This window comes from Candidatus Hydrogenedens sp. (assembly GCA_035361075.1).
In the GTDB taxonomy this organism is placed as follows: domain Bacteria; phylum Hydrogenedentota; class Hydrogenedentia; order Hydrogenedentales; family Hydrogenedentaceae; genus Hydrogenedens.
On record DAOSBX010000018.1, the window covers coordinates 1 to 18,865 of the forward strand.

Annotated in this window: 13 protein-coding genes; 8 read left to right on the forward strand and 5 right to left on the reverse strand. The window is 37.9% G+C overall.

Annotation, left to right across the window (positions count from 1 at the left end):
* Together ilvB and PLJ10_07145 are read right to left on the reverse strand one after the other, a co-directional pair.
* A partial coding sequence (gene ilvB, locus PLJ10_07140; GenBank protein ID HOK09421.1) for a biosynthetic-type acetolactate synthase large subunit occupies positions 1 to 1,588 on the reverse strand: 1,588 nt, incomplete at its 3' end.
* A 156-nt stretch (positions 1,589 to 1,744) separates the two neighbouring features.
* Entirely contained in the window at positions 1,745 to 3,721 is a 1,977-nt protein-coding gene (locus PLJ10_07145; GenBank protein HOK09422.1) for a 30S ribosomal protein S1, read from the reverse strand.
* A 195-nt stretch (positions 3,722 to 3,916) separates the two neighbouring features.
* Here PLJ10_07145 and PLJ10_07150 point away from each other — a divergent pair, with 195 nt between their 5' ends.
* Positions 3,917 to 4,129 (forward strand): hypothetical protein, encoded by a 213-nt coding sequence (locus tag PLJ10_07150; GenBank protein HOK09423.1) that lies wholly within the window; start codon positions 3,917 to 3,919, stop codon positions 4,127 to 4,129.
* Between the two features lie 141 nt (positions 4,130 to 4,270).
* On the opposite strand, the gene PLJ10_07155 is transcribed toward PLJ10_07150, so the two are convergent.
* Positions 4,271 to 4,948 carry a hypothetical protein gene (locus PLJ10_07155; GenBank protein HOK09424.1) on the reverse strand — a complete coding sequence of 226 codons (678 nt, stop codon included), beginning with the start codon at positions 4,946 to 4,948 and terminating at the stop codon, positions 4,271 to 4,273.
* Positions 4,949 to 5,018: 70 nt separating this feature from the next.
* On the reverse strand, positions 5,019 to 5,723 hold the full coding sequence (locus tag PLJ10_07160; protein ID HOK09425.1) for a sigma-70 family RNA polymerase sigma factor: 705 nt from the start codon (positions 5,721 to 5,723) through the stop codon (positions 5,019 to 5,021).
* 269 nt (positions 5,724 to 5,992) lie between these two features.
* Here PLJ10_07160 and PLJ10_07165 point away from each other — a divergent pair, with 269 nt between their 5' ends.
* The 5 genes from PLJ10_07165 (at position 5,993) to PLJ10_07185 (ending at position 11,840) form a co-directional block, all read left to right on the forward strand.
* Complete coding sequence (locus tag PLJ10_07165; GenBank protein ID HOK09426.1) at positions 5,993 to 6,646, forward strand: IMP cyclohydrolase; 654 nt, start codon at positions 5,993 to 5,995, stop codon at positions 6,644 to 6,646.
* A gap of 63 nt (positions 6,647 to 6,709) precedes the next feature.
* The gene (gene purB / locus PLJ10_07170) at positions 6,710 to 8,146 is read left to right on the forward strand and encodes an adenylosuccinate lyase (protein HOK09427.1); all 1,437 of its coding nucleotides are present in this window, start codon (positions 6,710 to 6,712) and stop codon (positions 8,144 to 8,146) included.
* A gap of 314 nt (positions 8,147 to 8,460) precedes the next feature.
* Complete coding sequence (gene rsmD / locus PLJ10_07175; protein ID HOK09428.1) at positions 8,461 to 8,997, forward strand: 16S rRNA (guanine(966)-N(2))-methyltransferase RsmD; 537 nt, start codon at positions 8,461 to 8,463, stop codon at positions 8,995 to 8,997.
* Between the two features lie 136 nt (positions 8,998 to 9,133).
* Positions 9,134 to 9,625: a transcriptional regulator NrdR gene (nrdR, locus tag PLJ10_07180; GenBank protein ID HOK09429.1), complete on the forward strand. Its 492-nt coding sequence runs from the start codon at positions 9,134 to 9,136 to the stop codon at positions 9,623 to 9,625.
* A gap of 163 nt (positions 9,626 to 9,788) precedes the next feature.
* Positions 9,789 to 11,840, forward strand: a complete 2,052-nt coding sequence (locus tag PLJ10_07185; protein ID HOK09430.1) for a thioredoxin domain-containing protein — start codon at positions 9,789 to 9,791, stop codon at positions 11,838 to 11,840.
* A gap of 8 nt (positions 11,841 to 11,848) precedes the next feature.
* Here PLJ10_07185 and PLJ10_07190 read toward each other — a convergent pair whose 3' ends face one another.
* Positions 11,849 to 13,636 (reverse strand): SpoIIE family protein phosphatase, encoded by a 1,788-nt coding sequence (locus PLJ10_07190; protein HOK09431.1) that lies wholly within the window; start codon positions 13,634 to 13,636, stop codon positions 11,849 to 11,851.
* 321 nt (positions 13,637 to 13,957) lie between these two features.
* On the opposite strand from PLJ10_07190, the gene PLJ10_07195 reads away from it, so the two are divergent.
* The gene (locus tag PLJ10_07195) at positions 13,958 to 17,674 is read left to right on the forward strand and encodes a M4 family metallopeptidase (GenBank protein HOK09432.1); all 3,717 of its coding nucleotides are present in this window, start codon (positions 13,958 to 13,960) and stop codon (positions 17,672 to 17,674) included.
* A 36-nt stretch (positions 17,675 to 17,710) separates the two neighbouring features.
* Positions 17,711 to 18,859: a hypothetical protein gene (locus PLJ10_07200; protein ID HOK09433.1), complete on the forward strand. Its 1,149-nt coding sequence runs from the start codon at positions 17,711 to 17,713 to the stop codon at positions 18,857 to 18,859.
* Positions 18,860 to 18,865 lie beyond the last annotated feature (6 nt).

The following is an 18,865-nucleotide window of genomic DNA, read 5'->3' on the forward strand; positions in this document are numbered from 1 at the left end:
ATTTAAATCCGTCTGCTTCTGCTGATTTAACGAAATCCTTTTTATGCAGTGATTTGTCTGACCCCGAGAAGCGACCTTCGAAATACAATGTTTGCCATTGCACCACCATGCCGTCGCCGTGATTGTTCATGAGGAGAATTTTTACAGGGATGTTGTAATTGGTGCAGGTTTCCATCTCGCCGAAGTTCATTCGTAGGCTTCCATCTCCATCTATATCGATAACTATCTTATTTGGCTTGGCTAATTTGGCACCGATGGAGGCTGGTAAACCGAAGCCCATTGTTCCCATACTACCCGAAGTAATGAATGTTCTCGGATGTTTAATATGCAGATATTGTGCGGCAAACATTTGATGTTGACCTACACCTGTAGTAAAGATAGCTTCGCCTTTGACAATATCATTCAATGCTTCTATAACTTCTGGTGGTTGAATTTTCTGGGCATTACGCTCGTAATTTAGAGGATATTCTTGTTTTAACTGTTGAATATGTTTTAACCATGCTTCATGACGGCAGGTAATGTTCTTACCATACTGAAGTAATGATTTAAGTGCTTTGCCCGCATCACCATTGTGAGACCACACTACAGGTTTCACTTTTCCAATTTCGGCAGCGTCAATATCAATATGAGCGATTTTTGCATTTGGAGCAAATTCACTGGCTAAACCTGCGACGCGGTCATCAAAGCGTGCCCCTACTGCAATGAGCAAATCGCAGTCCATAACAGCATAATTAGCATATGCTGTTCCATGCATTCCTAACATGTGCAAAGCTAATGGGGCTTTTGTGTCTATGGAACCGATGCCCATTAGTGTGGTGACCACAGGTATATGGAAATGGTTTACAAATTCGTTAAGGGCTGGTGCCGCATTGCTGGAGATGATTCCACCTCCGACATAGAGCAAAGGTTTTTTAGATGCCCTTAGTAAGGTAAAAAACTCTTTTGCCTCTTCAGGGGTAATTTGGTTGTCATTAATTTTTTGCATTCGGTTCTGATAGCCATGCATGGGTAGAAGGCCTTTACCTTTGAAAATGCCTTCGTAATTTTGGACATCTTTAGGGATGTCGATAACAACAGGGCCAGGTCGTCCTGTTCGGGCAATGTAAAAGGCTGTTCGAACAATTTCTTCTAAATGTTCAGGCTCTTCGACTAAAAATACATGTTTTGCGCAGGAGGACATTAGGTTGAAGACAGGTGCTTCTTGAAATGCATCGGTTCCTACCGCAGAACGTGCAACCTGTCCACTTATCATAACCAGAGGAATAGAGTCTGCCATCGCATCACGGATAGGTGTGGTTGCGTTGGTTGCTCCTGGTCCAGACGTGACAAGGAATACACCGACTTCGCCTGATGCACGTGCAAATCCTGAAGCCATAAAACCTGCCCCTTGTTCATTAGCGGGGACAATCAACTTTATTGGGTGCTCTTTATGAACCCGATTCCAACGGAAAATAGCATCGTAAGTAGGAAGTATGGCTCCACCGCTATAACCGAATATGACCTTCACACCTTCATCGGCAAGCACCTGAAGTATCATATCTGCCCCTTTCATCTTGGTGCCAGCTAATTCATGTTTTTTTGTAGTCATGTTAACAACTCCTTCTTCGTTATTAATGTTAATAACAATGATTAAAAATTTTTTATTTATTTAAGGTGAGATTTTATTCAAAGATTAAAGTTAAAGGCGCCGCTGAAATTCGTTTCTGCGGCGCCTTTTGCTTTCTATACTCCGCTGTTATTGGAATTATTCAGTAGGCGGAGGTTCTTCCTCTGGCGCCGCAGAACTCGGCGCCTCACCTACACCTACCTCCGGATCCTCCTCTTTTGCTGTTATTTCGGGTGCTGTTTCAGGCATTTCTTCCGTAGGCGTTCCTTGAGTTGTATCCTGACTGCTTTCTTCTGTTGAAGTTGTAATATTTGAACCGCCATTATGGATTAATTTATCTGCTACTTCTTCAATGGATTTACCTTGTTGAAGCAGTTCAGCAGGAATCACATCTTTTAGCATAGAACCCACATCAACAGGTTCTCCTGCTTCTGAATGGGTTTGCATAATTTCACCTTCTAAGTCTTTTTGGTATTCACGGATACTCAGTCCAACTTTCCTCTCGACAGGGCTTATACTGATAATCTTCGCCATGACTTTCTGCCCGACATGAAGAAAATCTTCAGGACGTTGAACTTTTTCCATAGACATTTCGCTGAGATGAATCAATCCCTCAATGCCATTTTCGAGCTTTGCAAATGCACCGAAGCTAACTAATTTGCTAACCTCAACTTCGACATGTTTTCCTATCGGCATACTCTCAATTAGTTCTTGCCATGGGTCAGGTTCTAATTGTTTCAAGCCGACACTGATTTTTTCCATTTCTGGGTCGATACTTAAAATTTTCACTTCTATCTCTTGGTCTTTTTTCAACACTTCGGCAGGATTGGTTACTTTTTTTGTCCAAGAAATATCGCCCACATGGAGTAGTCCATCGATACCTTCTTCAATTTCAATAAAGGCACCGTAATCCATAATTGCACGAACACGACCTTTGACTACGGAACCCACTGGATATTTTTCCGCCATCATTTTCCATGGGTTGGGTTGGGTCTGCTTGAGACCGAGAGAGATTTTTTGTTCATCAGGGTCAACATGGAGAACCATGACATGGACTTCATCACCAATATTCATAATCTCGGATGGGTGACGTACACGACGTGTCCAACTCATTTCGCTGATATGTATCATCCCTTCTAAACCATCTTCCATCTGGACAAACGCACCATAATCAGCAAGGCTAATGACGGTTCCTGTAACAATCGACCCCACGGGATATTTCTCCATAGCATTTAACCATGGATTTGGTGTCTTTTGTTTCAGACCTAAACTCACCCGATGTGTTTCGGGGTCATAGGTAAGAACCATAACATCAATCTTTTGACCTATTTTTAACATTTGATGTGGATTTTTAGGTCTGCCCCACGTCATATCGGAAACGTGTAAAAGACCATCTAACCCACCCAAATCGATGAATGCGCCAAAATCGGTAATATTCTTTACTTCACCTTGAACTATGGCACCGACCTTAATTGTTTTAATAAGTCGTTTCCGTTCCTCTTCTCTCCGCTCTTCTAAAAGTTTTCGATGGCTAACCACGACATTCCGTCGTTTCTGGTTTAGACTTAGAATTCGGAGTTCCATTCGTTTACCAACGAATTCATCGAGGTCGTTAATCGGTCTTGTGCTGACTTGACTTCCTGGCATGAATGCATCCACGCCGATATCCACTTTCAACCCACCTTTTACCTTGCGGATAACTGTACCTTCGATAGTTCCATTTTCTTCAAATATCTTTTGGACATACTCCCAGTTCTTAATACGGTCCGCCTTTGTTTTAGACAAAACAGGCATACCTTCTTCATTCTCTGGAACCTCGATATAAAAATCGAAGGTAACTCCCTCTTTCAGTTCAGAGCGGTCAGGAAAATCTGTAATTCTGACAACTCCTTCACTTTTATAGCCGATATCCACAAGCACACGGTCATCCATAATAGAGACCACTTGTCCCTTCACAACCTCCCCTTCTTGGAACCGCATCATACCCTCTTGCAGAAATTGGTCAACATCGGGCGATGTAAGATACGAATTTAATTCTTCTTTTAACTCTGGAGTCAACGCCTGAGTCGCCATTTCATCAACTTGTGCATTAAGTTCTGTATACTTATAACCCATAACTTAAAATGCTCCTTTCAGAAAAAAAATATCCTGCGAAAAAGCAGGTGTTATATTATACTATTTTTTTAAATTAAAACTCAACCTGTAAATAATATTTCGGATTTGAAAGATATAGGAACTTTCAGAGTAATATATGTGTTTAAAATGTAATTACATCTATAACAGAATAACAGAACAAAAAAGGAGAAAAATATGAGTAAGGCGACCATGTTAAAAGTCATCAACCCTATCCTCTTACTCCTGTTTATCAATCAGGCAAGTACAGGTCTTTTCCATCATTCACTTTCACACAAGATGTTTGAGGTCTTACATGAAGGGGGTGGAATTGTCCTTATCATTGTTTCATTATTGCATCTAATTCTAAATTGGGGCTGGGTTCGCTCCACTTTCTTAAAAAGGGCATAATGTTGTACGTTTGAAAAATCTTGAATAGATAAAAACCTCTTTTCTGATATCTATCCAAGTTGTGTCTTTTTTATCTATTAAATTTGCTTTTATTATTGTTTGGTGGGTTATTTGTGGTTAAAATGTAATTATATTATATTTTTAAAGCATTCTATCAAGATATATTTGTTTAAGTAGTTCTGCTTTTTCTTTCATAGCTTTCTGCAAAATTTCATTGGCACGTGGACACCCTGGATTTTTCCGCAATGCTACTTGAGCCGATTCCAATTCCTGGTCAATTACAGAAACAGATTTTAAGGGGTATATCGAGTACCCTTGAGCGTTTTGTAATAAGGGCGATAGTGCAGAGCCTAATACTTCGATTTCATGTTTTAAATCTCGTGTAACATCTTTTTCACGAGTTGGTTTTGTTACTTGTGTAGTGATTTTAGCAAAGGTATTTATATTTTCTGGTGTCGATATAGCATTTATAGTTGGATAATGTTCTACAAAAAGGTAATACCCTAAAATCAGCCAAATTAAAACACAAATCGAAATAAAAATGGGGGAATTTCTTCTTGAAGGGGTGGGTATGATTTCTATTTGTTTTCTTTGTTCTTTTGCCCTTTTTAAAATTTCCAGTGTCAACTCTTTTGGTGGTTCCACCTCTCGGGCAGAATCAAAGAATTTTAGTGATGCACAAATTGCATCCACTTCGGCTTTACATTGCGGACATTGACTTAGATGCCTTGCAATTCCCGAGAAAATAGGACCCTTGCCATCAACGAGAACCTCTGCATAGGTTATCAACTGTGTCCGTGTAGGGTGTTTTAATATCATAATATATTATCTTCTTTTAGTCTATGTATTAAATCTATATACCTTCAATAAAGTTTCTAAAACATCAAATTTAATGTTCATTTAGATATTCACGAAATTCTTCTAAATAAGGTCTTAACGCTCTTTCGGTGCGGAGAACCCTGGTTTTGGCTGTGCCAATGGGTATATCCATAATATTTGCAATCTCCTCATAGGAGAGGTCTAAAAAGCGACGTAACACAAAGGTTTCCCTTTGTTCAACTGGTATTTTTTTCAATGCTTCGTTTATGGCTTCCGAAATTTCTTTGCACTTTGTTTTTTTCCAGACGCTTAGACGTGGGTCTGCTTGATGTTCTATCGGGCTCCAATCGTGATTATCATCTGGACTATCTTTAGAATTCCACCATTGAGATAAACTAAAGAATCGAGGTCGACGATTCTGGAGTCCCCATTCTTTTGAAATAATATTACTCGCAATAGTAAATAAATAGGTTGTAAATTTTGCAGTTGGTTGATAACGAGAAGCATTGCTTACAATAGCCATGAATACTTCTTGAGTTAGCTCTTCTGCGATATGCCAGTTATGAATCATACGATACATATAATTAAAGACACTACGTTCATGTCGACGAAGTAACTCCGCAAACGCTTCTTCGTTCCCTTCACCGAAAGCAAGCATTAAGTCCTCATCTTTCCAATCCGCAAGAGGAACAGAATCGTCCCTTACCCGCAACACAGATTTTTGTTCGCGTGTTACGGGCTGAAACGAGACAATATTTCGATTTTTCGGATTCATAGTCTATCTTTATAGTATTTTTTAAATTATTATATCAATAAAATGAAAAAAGTTCCTAATCCACATCCATCTTTAAAAATAAACGAATTATTTCTACAAATATTTAAACGTGTTATTAAAAATTTTATGTTGAAGATTCTTAATTTATGAAAAATAAATTATCGATGTTGTAAATGCATTTTATTCTTTGTATAATAAAAAGTCTCACTATAGATATACCGATAGAAATAAATATTATTACAATTAAAAAGAGAAAGGATGTTTTTCTTATGTACATAGGGAGAATCGTGTCTGTTGCTCAAACTGAAGATGGTAGACTGTGTGCTATGTATCGTGTTTCAAGTCGTTCATTTCCAAACCGTCAAGCGGTGTTGGGAAAAAATAAAGTAACTATAACTCCTTTAGCAGGACATGAGGCAGACCTTCAAAAAAATCCATATATTTCTTATAACTGTTTAAAGAGTGTTTTGGATGGGGAAGTTGCAGTTTTAAGTAATGGGAGTCACACAGACCCAATTGCAGAAAAAATAATCAATGGGATGCCGACACGGGACGCTATTGCTTTAACACTCATTGCACTTGATTTTGAAAAAGATGATTATGCTACACCGCGAATTGTAGCGGTTATTGATAAGGCTGAAGGTTCAGGATGGTTGGGTATTGTTCGTTCGGATGGGTTGGAGGTGTGCAGAATGGACTTAAAACCAGGACGATTTTTTTATGTAGCAACGTATGAAGAAAACTATATTAGTTCTTGCCATGGGGGTGTTTTCCCTGCTCTTACTGCGGAAGAGGCATGTGCTTTCATTCTTGGTGGTGGTGTTTTCTCAGAACGTACACATCCGATAACTGCGGTCAGTGCAATGGCAACAGACGAAGGTTTTGATATTGCTATTCAAAATTCTCCTGTTTACGCTAAATGATGGTGAGCATCAGTTCAATAATTTTTAAACAAATCAAATATAATGTATCTGAGGAATAATGGTATGATTGACTATACCACGTATGTAAGCCCGTTTGTTGAGCGATTTGCCACAAAAGAAATGATAGCCCTGTGGAGTCCTCAGAAAAAATTCTCAACGTGGCGGAAATGTTGGTTGGCTCTCGCTGAAGCTGAAAAAGAATTAGGATTAGAAATCTCTGATGAACAAATTGACGAGTTGAAAAATCATTTAGAGGACATTGACTTTGAAAAAGCGAGAGCTTATGAGGAACAAACACGACATGATGTTATGGCACATATATTAACTTTAGGGGATGTTGCCCCAAAAGCAAAACCGATTATTCATTTGGGGGCAACAAGCTGTTTTGTTACAGACAACACCGATGCAATCCTTATTCGAGAGGCGCTCTTACTGATACGGAATAAAATTGTTGCGATTTTAAAACGTTTAAAGAGTTTTGCAATCCACTATAAAGATTTACCGACATTAGGTTATACTCACTTTCAGCCAGCACAGCTGGTCACCGTTGGGAAACGGGCATGTCTGTGGGCGCAAGACCTTGTTTTAGATTTAAGGCACATTGAGTTTTTCCTAACTGAAATGCAATGCAGAGGTGTAAAAGGAGCAACAGGGACACAAGCATCATTTTTAGTTCTTTTTAATGGTGACCATGAAAAGGTAAAAAAATTAGATTGTCTTATTGCTGAAAAATTAGGATTTGTATCTTCGATACCTGTATCAGGACAAACATATACACGAAAAATAGATACTCACGTATTGCAAATCTTAGCAGGGATAGGGGAATCTGTTCACAAGTTTGCGACGGACTTGCGTTTACTCCAACACATGAAAGAAATAGAGGAACCCTTTGAAAAATCACAGGTGGGTAGTTCTGCAATGCCTTATAAACGTAACCCTATGCGTTCAGAGCGGGCATGTGCTCTGGCTCGCTTTGTTATGGGTATCCCTATATATAGTGGGTTTACAACCGCTGTGCAATGGATGGAACGCACTTTAGACGATTCTGCGATACGACGGATTATCATTCCAGAAGCATTCATGGCAACCGACGGAATGCTTAATCTGTATCTAAATATTATGGAAAATCCTGTCGTGTATCCGCAGGTGATAGCTAAGCATGTCCGCGAAGAATTGCCTTTTATGGCAACGGAATCATTATTAATGGCAGGAGTGAAAAAAGGTGGAGACCGTCAAGTACTACATGAAATTATTCGGAAACATGCACAATCTGCTGGGGAATGGGTTAAAAATGAAGGGCAAGAAAATGATTTGTTAGAACGGTTGGCTAATGACCCAGATTTCCCACTTACTAAAGAAGAAATTATGAACTGCCTTGATGAAAAAGATTTTGTAGGAAGGGCACCACAACAAACCGAAGAATTTGTTAGGGAAATTATTGACCCGATAATTGAGAAATACTCCAAAATATCGGAGATATCTTCATCTGTTTCGGTATAATAAGAAACTGATAATAAAAAATATTCACACAAGTTTTTATATGAAATAGATAGGTTAAGATAAACTTTTCCACAATTTATACACATTGTATCTAACAAATTAGATTTTTTGAATGCGAGTTTTATAAGTTATTGTAAAACAAATAGATACAAAGTTTCAGGTAAAGATACTTATACAGGACATGTGAGTTTAATAATTGACAAATATCCAATTTATACACATACGCATAAAACGTGTTTTTCTATTTTTAATTCCAAACAATCCAAGTCATTATAATTTATCTTATTTTATTAAAATTCAAAAAAGATTAACCAATGAGAGTAATAGCTGGAACAGCAAAAGGAACTATATTATTCGCCCCCCGTGGTAGAGAAATTAGACCTACATTAGACCGTGTACGCACTTCTTTGTTCGATATTCTTGGTCGCAAGCTTGAGGGAGCAACATTCCTTGATTTATTTGCCGGCACCGGGGCTAACGGTATTGAGGCTTTAAGCCGTGGGGCAAAGATGACATGGTTTGTAGAAAAATCAATCAAAGCCATACAATATATAGAAACGAATTTAAAAAAAACACATCTTACTGAGAAGGCAATCATCATTAAAGCAGAATTGCCACAAGAGGTAAAACTACTCCCAAAAGGTATAGATATTATTTTTATGGATCCACCTTATAAATTTGATAAATGGGAAGCACTAATTAGAAGTCTAATCCTATTGAACATACCAAAACATAATTCAATTATTATACTGGAACACAGTAGTTTTAATCCCCCCTTAGAAGAGTACCCTCCCCTCAAAAAGTATCGTACTGAAAAATATGGTGATACGATTCTGTCATTTTATTCTTGACAAATTTCTTGAAATATGATAAAGTAGTAAAATACAATATTTATATATTTTTATGTATACTATATATTGTGTATATATTTTAGGACGAAAATATTTCAATATGATGTAGTAAATTAAAAGTGATAAGGAAAAATTTATGAAATGTCCTTTCTGTAACCATTCTCGGAGTAAGGTTGTTGATAGCAGAACCTCTTTAGAAGGGAATGCCATCCGCAGGCGAAGGGAATGTTTGAAATGTGGCCGTAGATATACCAGTTATGAACGTGTAGAGGAAGTGAGTTCGATGGTAATAAAGAAAGATGGTAGACATGAAAATTACCAGCGATGGAAAGTGAAGCAAGGTATCATCAAGGCTATTCACAAGCGTCCTATCAGTTTGGAGCAGGTTGAGGCATTAATTGATGACGTTGAAAAAACGGTGTTCAATGCAGGTAAACAGGAAGTTACTACACAAGAAATTGGGGAAGCAGTTATTCAGCGGTTAAAGAAATTAGATGAAGTTGCTTATGTTCGTTTTGCTTCTGTATACAGGCAATTCCGTGATATTAATGAATTTATGGACGAACTTAAAGGGATGTTAAACACAGCAGGAAGTTCGGAAATAAATTCACCTGTTAAAAATGTTTAATTAAAGACAATTGAATAATGGATGAGACCAATATAGAGACCACTTACTATCATTTCATAATAGCCCTTTCCCGTGGGCGGTGTAACAACCCTCCCCATACCCTGGTCCCCTTTTCCTCTATGTTACACCGCCCTTCCCTATTTTTGACTTTGGATAAAAATATATGGGTGTCAATCGTCTAAAACATTCAAAAAGTTTATATCTCCAATCTCATGCGGATGACCTTGTTGATTGGTATCCTTGGTCAAGGGAAGCCCTAAAAAAGGCAAAAGATGAGCACAAACCAATTTTTCTGTCTATTGGTTATTCTGCATGTCATTGGTGTCATGTCATGCAAAATGAATGTTTTCGAAACGAAGAAATTGCAACGTTGTTAAACCAGGCTTTTGTATCTATAAAAGTAGACCGTGAAGAGTATCCACATATTGATGAGATGTATATGCATTTTGTTGTCCAAACAACTGGGAATGGTGGTTGGCCCTTATCTGTATTTTTAACTCCTGATTTAAAGCCGTTCTTTGGGGGAACTTATTTTCCCCCATTCTCTATCGGTTCTCATCCTGGGTTTACCACTATTTTAAGATACATTATTAAAATATGGAATGAACAAAAAGAACAGATAGAAATAGCAAGTTCTAAATTTATCGAGACTATTCAAGCACAATTAGCCTCCTCTCCACCTGTTGACTCGGATGTGAAGTACAAACCTATTTTAGAAAATGCTTATACCTCATTAGTTAAAAGTTTTGACAAAGAGAATTCTGGTTGGGGAATGGAACCTAAATTTCCGCCCACACTTATCTTACAATTTTTGCTTAACTATTCAAAGGCTTATCGGTCTCATGAAGCATGGGAGATTGTATACAAAACGCTTATTACTTTGGCATTATCGGGGATTTTTGACCACATCGGAGGTGGCTTCCATAGATATTGTACAGACCGAATATGGCATATTCCACATTTTGAAAAAATGCTTTATGATAATGCACAATTGGCAAACCTATACATTGATGCTTATGCATTTTCTCGTTTTGACTTTTTTCGATACATCGCTCAAAAAACACTAACGTATCTTATAAGAGAATTACATTCGTCTAATGATGGTTTTTATTCTTCACAAGATGCAGATAGTGAACATATTGAAGGTAAATATTATGTTTGGTCCTATGAGGAGATACAGAATTTATTAGGAGCAGATACGAACAGTTTTTGTAATTTTTTTGGGGTTGAAAAAGAAGGGAATTGGAAAGAACCTTATTTTACAGAACCTCAGCATATTTCCCGTGGCAATATACTTGACCCAAAGTATGCAGGGATGTTCCATAAAGGTTATGAATACTGTATTGAGAGGTATATGAGGTATCAGCCTCTGTTACATCATCTGTATTTACATCGAGAAAAGAGGGTAAAACCGCTTGTAGACAACAAATGTGTAAGCTCATGGAATGCACTTGCGATTAGTGTGTTTGCAAAGTCCGCATGTATTCTTAATTCCTATAATGAACTGTACCAGAAATTAGCAGTAGAGACTGCAAAATTATACTTAGCAGAATTTGACAGCTACGGTTTTCTTCCGCATATTCTGCATAACTCGGATATTGAAGGACTGCTTGAAGACTATACGCTCTTTACCTCCGCACTATTAGACCTGTATGAACTTACATTAGATAAGTATTGGTTAAATAAGGCAATGGTGTTAGTAGAACGATGGATAGATGATTTTTCTAAAGAGGATGAGATTGGATATTATCATGTATCATCAAAACAACGGGGAGATTTTCCTATTCAAACAAAACCAATATTTGACCAGCAGGAACCATCAGGAAACGCATCCGCAGGATTTGTATTAGCAAGAATTGGTAGGTTGGTTAGTTCTGAGTATTTAGATCTGGCAGGGCAATTATGCTCAGCATATATAAATTGGATACAAAAGGCTCCGAATGCGTTTCCATCATGGCTACATACTCTTCTTTACTTAGAACATCCAGCTGTGGAGTGCACTATCTTTGGAAAGGGAATGCATCTTTATCCTCAACCTTTATTAAGTTCAATTTATAGTATTCATTACCCATTTTTTATTTTTAAGAAATGTGAGAGCTCTATTTCTGAACCACAAGATGCTATTGCTATGTTTTGCTTTCAGCATTCCTGTTCTCCGCCTATCTATCGAATTGATGAAATTCCAACAGCATTCCAACAGATTTTAAAATTGTAATGGCACATTTATTTTTTCTGCTCTTCTTTTAGCAAAGAAATTAGTTGGGCGAAACGTGGTGCATTGTTAGGGTCAGCGGTAACAAGAACCTCATGAGCATTTAAGATAAAGTCGACCATCCTTCCCTGTGGTGTCGGAATAGTTATTGGTGAGAGTTCTGATGGTAATGGTTCGGGCTCAAATGAGAAATAGATAAGTGTATCTGCAAGACCTAATTCGCTAAATTCTTTAAGTAAAGACTGACTGATGTTTTGTAGGGATATTTGAGGCAACTCTCCTTGTTCTGAGAAATAACATAATTGATGAAGAACACCAAAAAAGGTGCTTTCTAATTGAGTACATTCTTTAAAATCGAATACCCATCGTTTTATATCTTTTCTTTCCTCTTTAAGTTTTTGTAGAAAGTCATTTAACCCATATGCTTCTCTCCATGTTCCAATACCTATTATTTTCAAATAACATGTATCCACTTTTATGGCGTGAAGGATACCATGTGTTGAGACATTACTACTTGACAAAATAGGTTCCTGTGCGGGGTAATAAACGATGGTTTCTTTGTCTTGGCCTTTTAGGGTAAGCCAAATCAAAGTCATATCATCTTTTTGTAGTTTATGTTGAGTCCATCTATTTGTTTGTTCTTCAAGGAGGCGAACCATCTCCTGTGGATTTCCCGAATCCTTCTGAAGGAGCTGGGTTAGTTTTTGTTGGTCAAACTTTTCTCCAGAAGGATCTTCAAGATTAACAATCCCATCGGTATAGAACAGGAATGTATCTCCCCAATCCCACGAGAAGGTCATTGATGTAAAATTCGCTTTTGATACAATGCCGAGAGCAGGGGCTGGCACACGTATTATTTCTATGCTATTGTCAGATTGGTGTCGCCATAATATTGAAGGATGCCCTGCATTACAAACTTCTATGCTCTTTTTCTGGAAGTCAATAATGGCATAGCACAATGACATAAACATTTCATAACCAAAAGGACCAAATACTAATTTTTCATTCAGGCTTTTTAACAATTCCTTCGGTGTAATAATTTCATATCCACCACGGTCTAAATCGCACTTTGGCTGAAATGCATATTTCAAGAAGGTAGTTACTAATGCAGAGCCGATGCCATGGCCTGAAGTATCTGCGATATAAACACCGATACGATTTTCATCTAATTGAAAAATATCAAACAAATCTCCTCCAATTCGATTTAATGGTTGGTAATAAACGGAGGCTGATAATTCTTGATGTCTTGGAATTATTTTCGGCAGTAATGCCCGTTGTATCCTTTCCGCCCGTCGCAAATCTTGCTGGAACATTTCTGTTTGAGCCTGAACTAATTGATATGCAAGTTCTAATTCAGCGAGGCGATTTTCCAATTCTGTATTTTTCTGCTGAATCTCTAAAAGCAATTGTTCGTTATATTCTTTTATCCGTTTGTGCTCTATGGCACGGTCAATTTGATGTATGCATACATCCCACGAATCAATAGGTTTTAATATGAAATCGTAAGCACCACGATGGACTGCTTCCACAACATCTTGAATTCTTGTTGTACCAGATAAAACAATTTTTATAATATGGGGTTTATTCTCGTTAAGCCACGACATTAACCCAAAGCCAGACATGTCCCCCTGCAAATAGAGGTCAATTAAAACAATGTCAAACTCGTGCTCGGATAAAATCTTTATTGCCTCTTCGCCTGACCTACATGTTTGGACATCATAACCCCTTTTAGTCAATACTCTTTCCATCAAGACACAAATGGACGGATCATCGTCAACGACAAATAAAGAAGCCCTCATTTTATATTTCCTTCCTTATTGTTTTTGAAGAATATTTGATAGAATATATAAATCATTGAAATTCAAATTTATTTGTGTCTATTAATCATGATAACATACTTCATATATTAATTATACCTTTATAAATAAATAGAAACGAGAAATTTTTTACTAATAATTTGATATAATAAAAATTTGAAATGTTGTCAATATTTTTCTTGACATTTTATTCCGATAATTGTAAAAATAAAGTAGTAAGTAGTAAGGAGTTAAAAACAGAAATTTATATTGATGATTAAAAAAATAAATAATAATTAAGTTTAATTTCTGGAGAAATATATTATGTCTCAGCTATTGAAGTTATGTTTGTTAACTATTATTTTTGTTATTCTTTCTTTTTCCGCATTTACTCAGGGGCAAAATGAAGCTGACCCCCAAGCAATAGCTCAATTATTAAGTTCCTATAGAAGTCAGGGGGCACCAAGTTTACCTGTTGTTTATAAGAATAGTGCGGGGTATGTTCGATTCCTATCTGCACCTGAAGGTGGATACTTTGCAATGCCTGGAACGGGGCAAAAATCTCTTGATATTGTAAAATCTCTAAAAGATTACCTAAATGCGAATGCCAATGCATTTACAAATGCAGATAGTAAAATCGGATTTGAAGCAACAACGGAAAGAGAAAATGGAGATTTTTTTATACTCCGATTTGAACAGACTTATGGCTCCTTGCCTGTATTTGGTTCAGGGGTAGCAATACGCACCACGAAAGATGGAAAAATTTTAGCATTATCTTGTGAGGTAGCGAGAGACCTTTCATTACTTAACACTATAAATTTATCAGAAGATTTTCCAATCGATACAGAAACTGCACAACAATTAGCGATTACACAGATTATCAACACGAATAAAGGTTTAAAACCAGCAGATATAAAAGTTCTTGATACACCTTATACTACAGTTTATGAACCAGCCTTGTTAAAAATGCCTGGTGCTCCTACTGTAGTTTACGTTATTTCATTAGGCAAAGAAAACACTAATAAACAATACCGTGTTTTGGTGGATGCTTTTACAGGGGAGATTTGTCTAAATTATCGTCTTTGCGATTCAGTCATTGACCGCGAAATTTATGATGCAAACGGTTCATATAATATCCCTAACACTGTTGCAAGGAAAGAAGGTGATAATCCTACGGGTATTGCCGATGTTGACGACACCTTTGATTATTTAGGGGATGCATATAACTTTTTTGCAGTCAATCATAAAAGGGATAGTTATGATGATAAAGGTGCAGCATTAAGAGCGGTGGTCCGCATCCCAATTCTCAATGCTTTCTGGGACCCTACTACGAAATTTTTCTGGTTTGGAACAGGTTTTGCAGTGGATGATGTGGTTGCCCATGAATATACACATCCAGTTATTGAAAAAGAATCGGGATTGATATATTTTGGCGAACCTGGTGCAATAACAGAAAGTTTATGCGACGCATGGGGTGAGTATGTTGACTTAACAAACGAGAAGGGAACCGATACAGACAATGTTCGTTGGCTTGTAGGAGAAGATTTGCCCGCTGGTGTCCCCTGGGAGAACTCATCTGGGACTGCGGTAAGAAATATGAAAGACCCTACAGCATCAAACCAACCCGATAGATATACAAGTCCATTATTTATTAAAAGTACAACAAGTATTGAAGATAATGGAGGTGTGCACACAAATAGTGGGGTAGGTAATAAATTAACATACCTTCTTACTGATGGGGATACGTTCAATGGGGAGCAGGTAAAAGGCTTTGGCATTATTAGAACAGCAAAGTTATATTATGGGGCATTAGAACTTTTGCCTCCTGTTGCTGACTATTCGATGTTTGCTTTGGCTCTCAATGCTTCTGCAGTAGCACAAGGATTATCCTTAGAAGACCGTTACAATCTAAGTAGGGCTATGAAAGCGGTAGAGATTTTGCCATCAGAAGCGTTTGAATTGGGTGCACGTGATTTTCGTGCAACCTCCATAACTTTAGATGATGACTCACCTGCCATTATGTTAACATGGACACCTCCGAATACATTAGATTATCGGCAAGTTATATTGGTGAAAAAAGCAGGTAGCTATCCAACCAGTGCCCTTGATGGAAGTCAGCTGTTTTCAGGGAAAGGAGACCGTTTTCTGGATGTAAACGTGTCTGCTGGTATTGAATACTTCTATGCTCTATTTGTTGACATGGAAAATTTGCCACCGATGGAATTGTATGATAGTGCTGTTGCGGGAGAAGTATCACCATCTACGTTGACCCAAGAATTTCTACCAGATTTTGACCCACGAAAACCCGTAACAGAACCTATTTTCTACAGTCAAATATGTTTTATTCCAACAGGAGCCCCTGTTAATCCGTTGGACGGGAACAAATATTTTGGTGGTTATTCCAATTACGATGCTACGTTTACTCCAGAAGTCTTCTCATTTCCAGTGAAACGAGAGGATGCTACTGGGAGTTCATATACAATACCCCTTTCCACAGATGGACTTGTTAGCTTCAATCTTGATGTTCCATTCCCATTTTTCGGGAAGAAATATGGAATAATCTATTTAGGAGCAAATGGGTATATAGCTTTTGAACCCATTCCATTGGAATCTACAAAGAACCTTCCAAGTTTAGCAAGCCATTTTGCAATCCCCAGAGTTTCATTCCTGTTTAGCGATTTAGCACCTGATACAGCAGGGGAAATCTGGACACGTCAGCTTGAAGATAGATTTGTTATCACATTCGAAAATATTCCTAAAAATGTGATGGAAGGCATCCCTAACCCATTGTCTGGAGCAAATCCTGGCTCTTCTGTACAGGTTGAACTTTTCTTTAGCGGTCATATCCGCATTACCTATCTACAATTGGATACAAATTATTGTGTTGTAGGTCTTTCAGATGGTAGAGGTGTTCCTCCTGACCCATATCAGGTATTCCCAGACGACATCCCATATAGCATAAATCGATATACTGATTTTCCTGCTCTACCTTCACAACCAACAAAACTAAACTTTCAGCCTTCACCTATATATAAGGTATTTCCAAACCAAACAATTTCATTTGATGTCGTTTCACAGTATTATGGCGAAACTGTGCCAATATTATGGGCAGAATGGCTCCTTGACGGTGTCCCACCTTTTGCAAATGTAGGTAAAGGTAAGGGTAAATTTTCATGGACGCCCTCCCAAGAAATTGAAGGAATGTATTATGTAAGAGTTATTGCCCGACAGGATATGGATTATACATATCAAGACATACCGATTATAGTTAAACCAGTAATAATCCCACCTCAGGCAATAAACTTACGGATTTCATCTCAATCCCCTGCGGAAAATACTACTGCTTCGCGAGTAGTCTCAGCGGGTAGACCATTGGTAGCAAGTTACGATTATGTACATCCATTGATGGTGAAATACCCGACGCAGTATATGGAGGGTCCAAGCATCCTATACTGGTTCCGAAACCACGAAACAGTACCAGCCCTTACAAATTATAGAACAGTGCCTCCTAATGTAACCAAAGGAGGGGATATCTGGTATTTCAGGGTCATACCGATTACCATCAGCGGGATTGTGGGGGAAGAAGCCATGTCCCCTATTATTTATGTGGCAGGACAACCACAGATTTCAAGTGTCTACCCAAATAAAGGAAAAACAACGGGTGGAGAGATAGTTCGGATACGTGGAGAGAAATTTACTGGATTATTAGAAGTAAAATTTGGCGGTGTTCCTGTTCCCAGTTTTAAACTTGTCAATGAATCAGAAATTGAAGTGACTACGCCACAGCACTTACCAGGGTTAGTTGATATTTATGTTCAAACAGTGGGTGGATTCTCTACCTTATCACAAGCCTTTGAGTATTATGAGGAGACCCAACAAGCACCTAAAGAAGAACCCCCTAAAAAGAAATTTATTATTTCTTGTGGAAACAATTCATCCAAGGGAAGTAGTTACATCGCTGATGGATTCTTTTTCTCTCTTGTCTTTTTAATGTTATCTATTCGGAATATAAAAAACCAACGCGAAACAAGTAATAAGTAAGACAATCAATAGTTCTTATTGAAGCGAGTTTACAAAGTGAGGAATAGTTTTTTACCGTTATTTTTTCTTATACTACTGCTTTTCTTTTCTCTACTATATGGGACAGTATCTATCGGTGCAGAATTACCCGCAGGGCACATCGCATTTTTGAGTGGTCAGGATACAGAAACTTATAAAGTTCATGTTCTTAACTTACAAACGAAAGAGATAAAACAGATATCATTAGGTACAAATCATGGACAACCTGTATGGTCATCGGATGGCACGTATTTGAGTTTTTCATTGAAAACGAGTGATGGGCTATGTATTGCCATCTACAATTATGCCAACGACGAAATAAAAGTTATTAAACATACATATCCATGGAATGACGCTCCTTCATGGTCTGCAGATAACAAATATCTCGCTTATGTTGCTTGTGAGAAAGGGTTGGTAGACCAAAAATTGTGTATTTACAATATTGAACGTGACGAAGAAGAATTTTGGGGTGGCGAGAAAATACCGTCTGTTATGACTCCTGTCTGGTTTCCCAAATTGGATATTTTAAATGCAATGAGTGCCACTGTTTCACAAGTTACTTATGCTGAAGGTTTCGATATTCATAAATTTTTTGAAGAAGGTTATTCCCTCGGTGTTCTTATTGCTGTTGCTATTATCCCTCTGGAATCAAAACGGTTCTCTACAGAATTAATCCTCGTCAGCAAAACGCAAGTGACTATATTGCCGAAGGAACTCATGCTTGAATCTGACCGATTCGAGGAACTTAATCCACAAGTATCCCCCAAAGGTTCAAGTCTCGTTTTTGAAACAAATGAAGGAGGGAATCGTGAGATATACTATTTGGGTAGGAGAGGAATTTCTAATATATCTAATCATCATGCGAGCGATTGGAACCCTGTATGGTCTCCAAATGGGGAATGGGTTGCTTTTGAATCATTTCGCAATGGGAGAAGGGGGATTTATCGAGTTTATCCTGAGACCGCTCGAGTTTTTCCTATCGCAGTTAGTGCAGACTTTGACTGCTGGAGTCCAACGTGGGCTCCTGATAATAAATGGATTTGTTTTGTCTCAAATAGAACAGGAACACCACAAATTTATCTGAAGCATATAGCGGAAGACGAGTTTATTCCTTTAACAAACTCCGTAACAAATCTGGCACCATGTTGGAGACCAAAACCAAAATGATTTTTC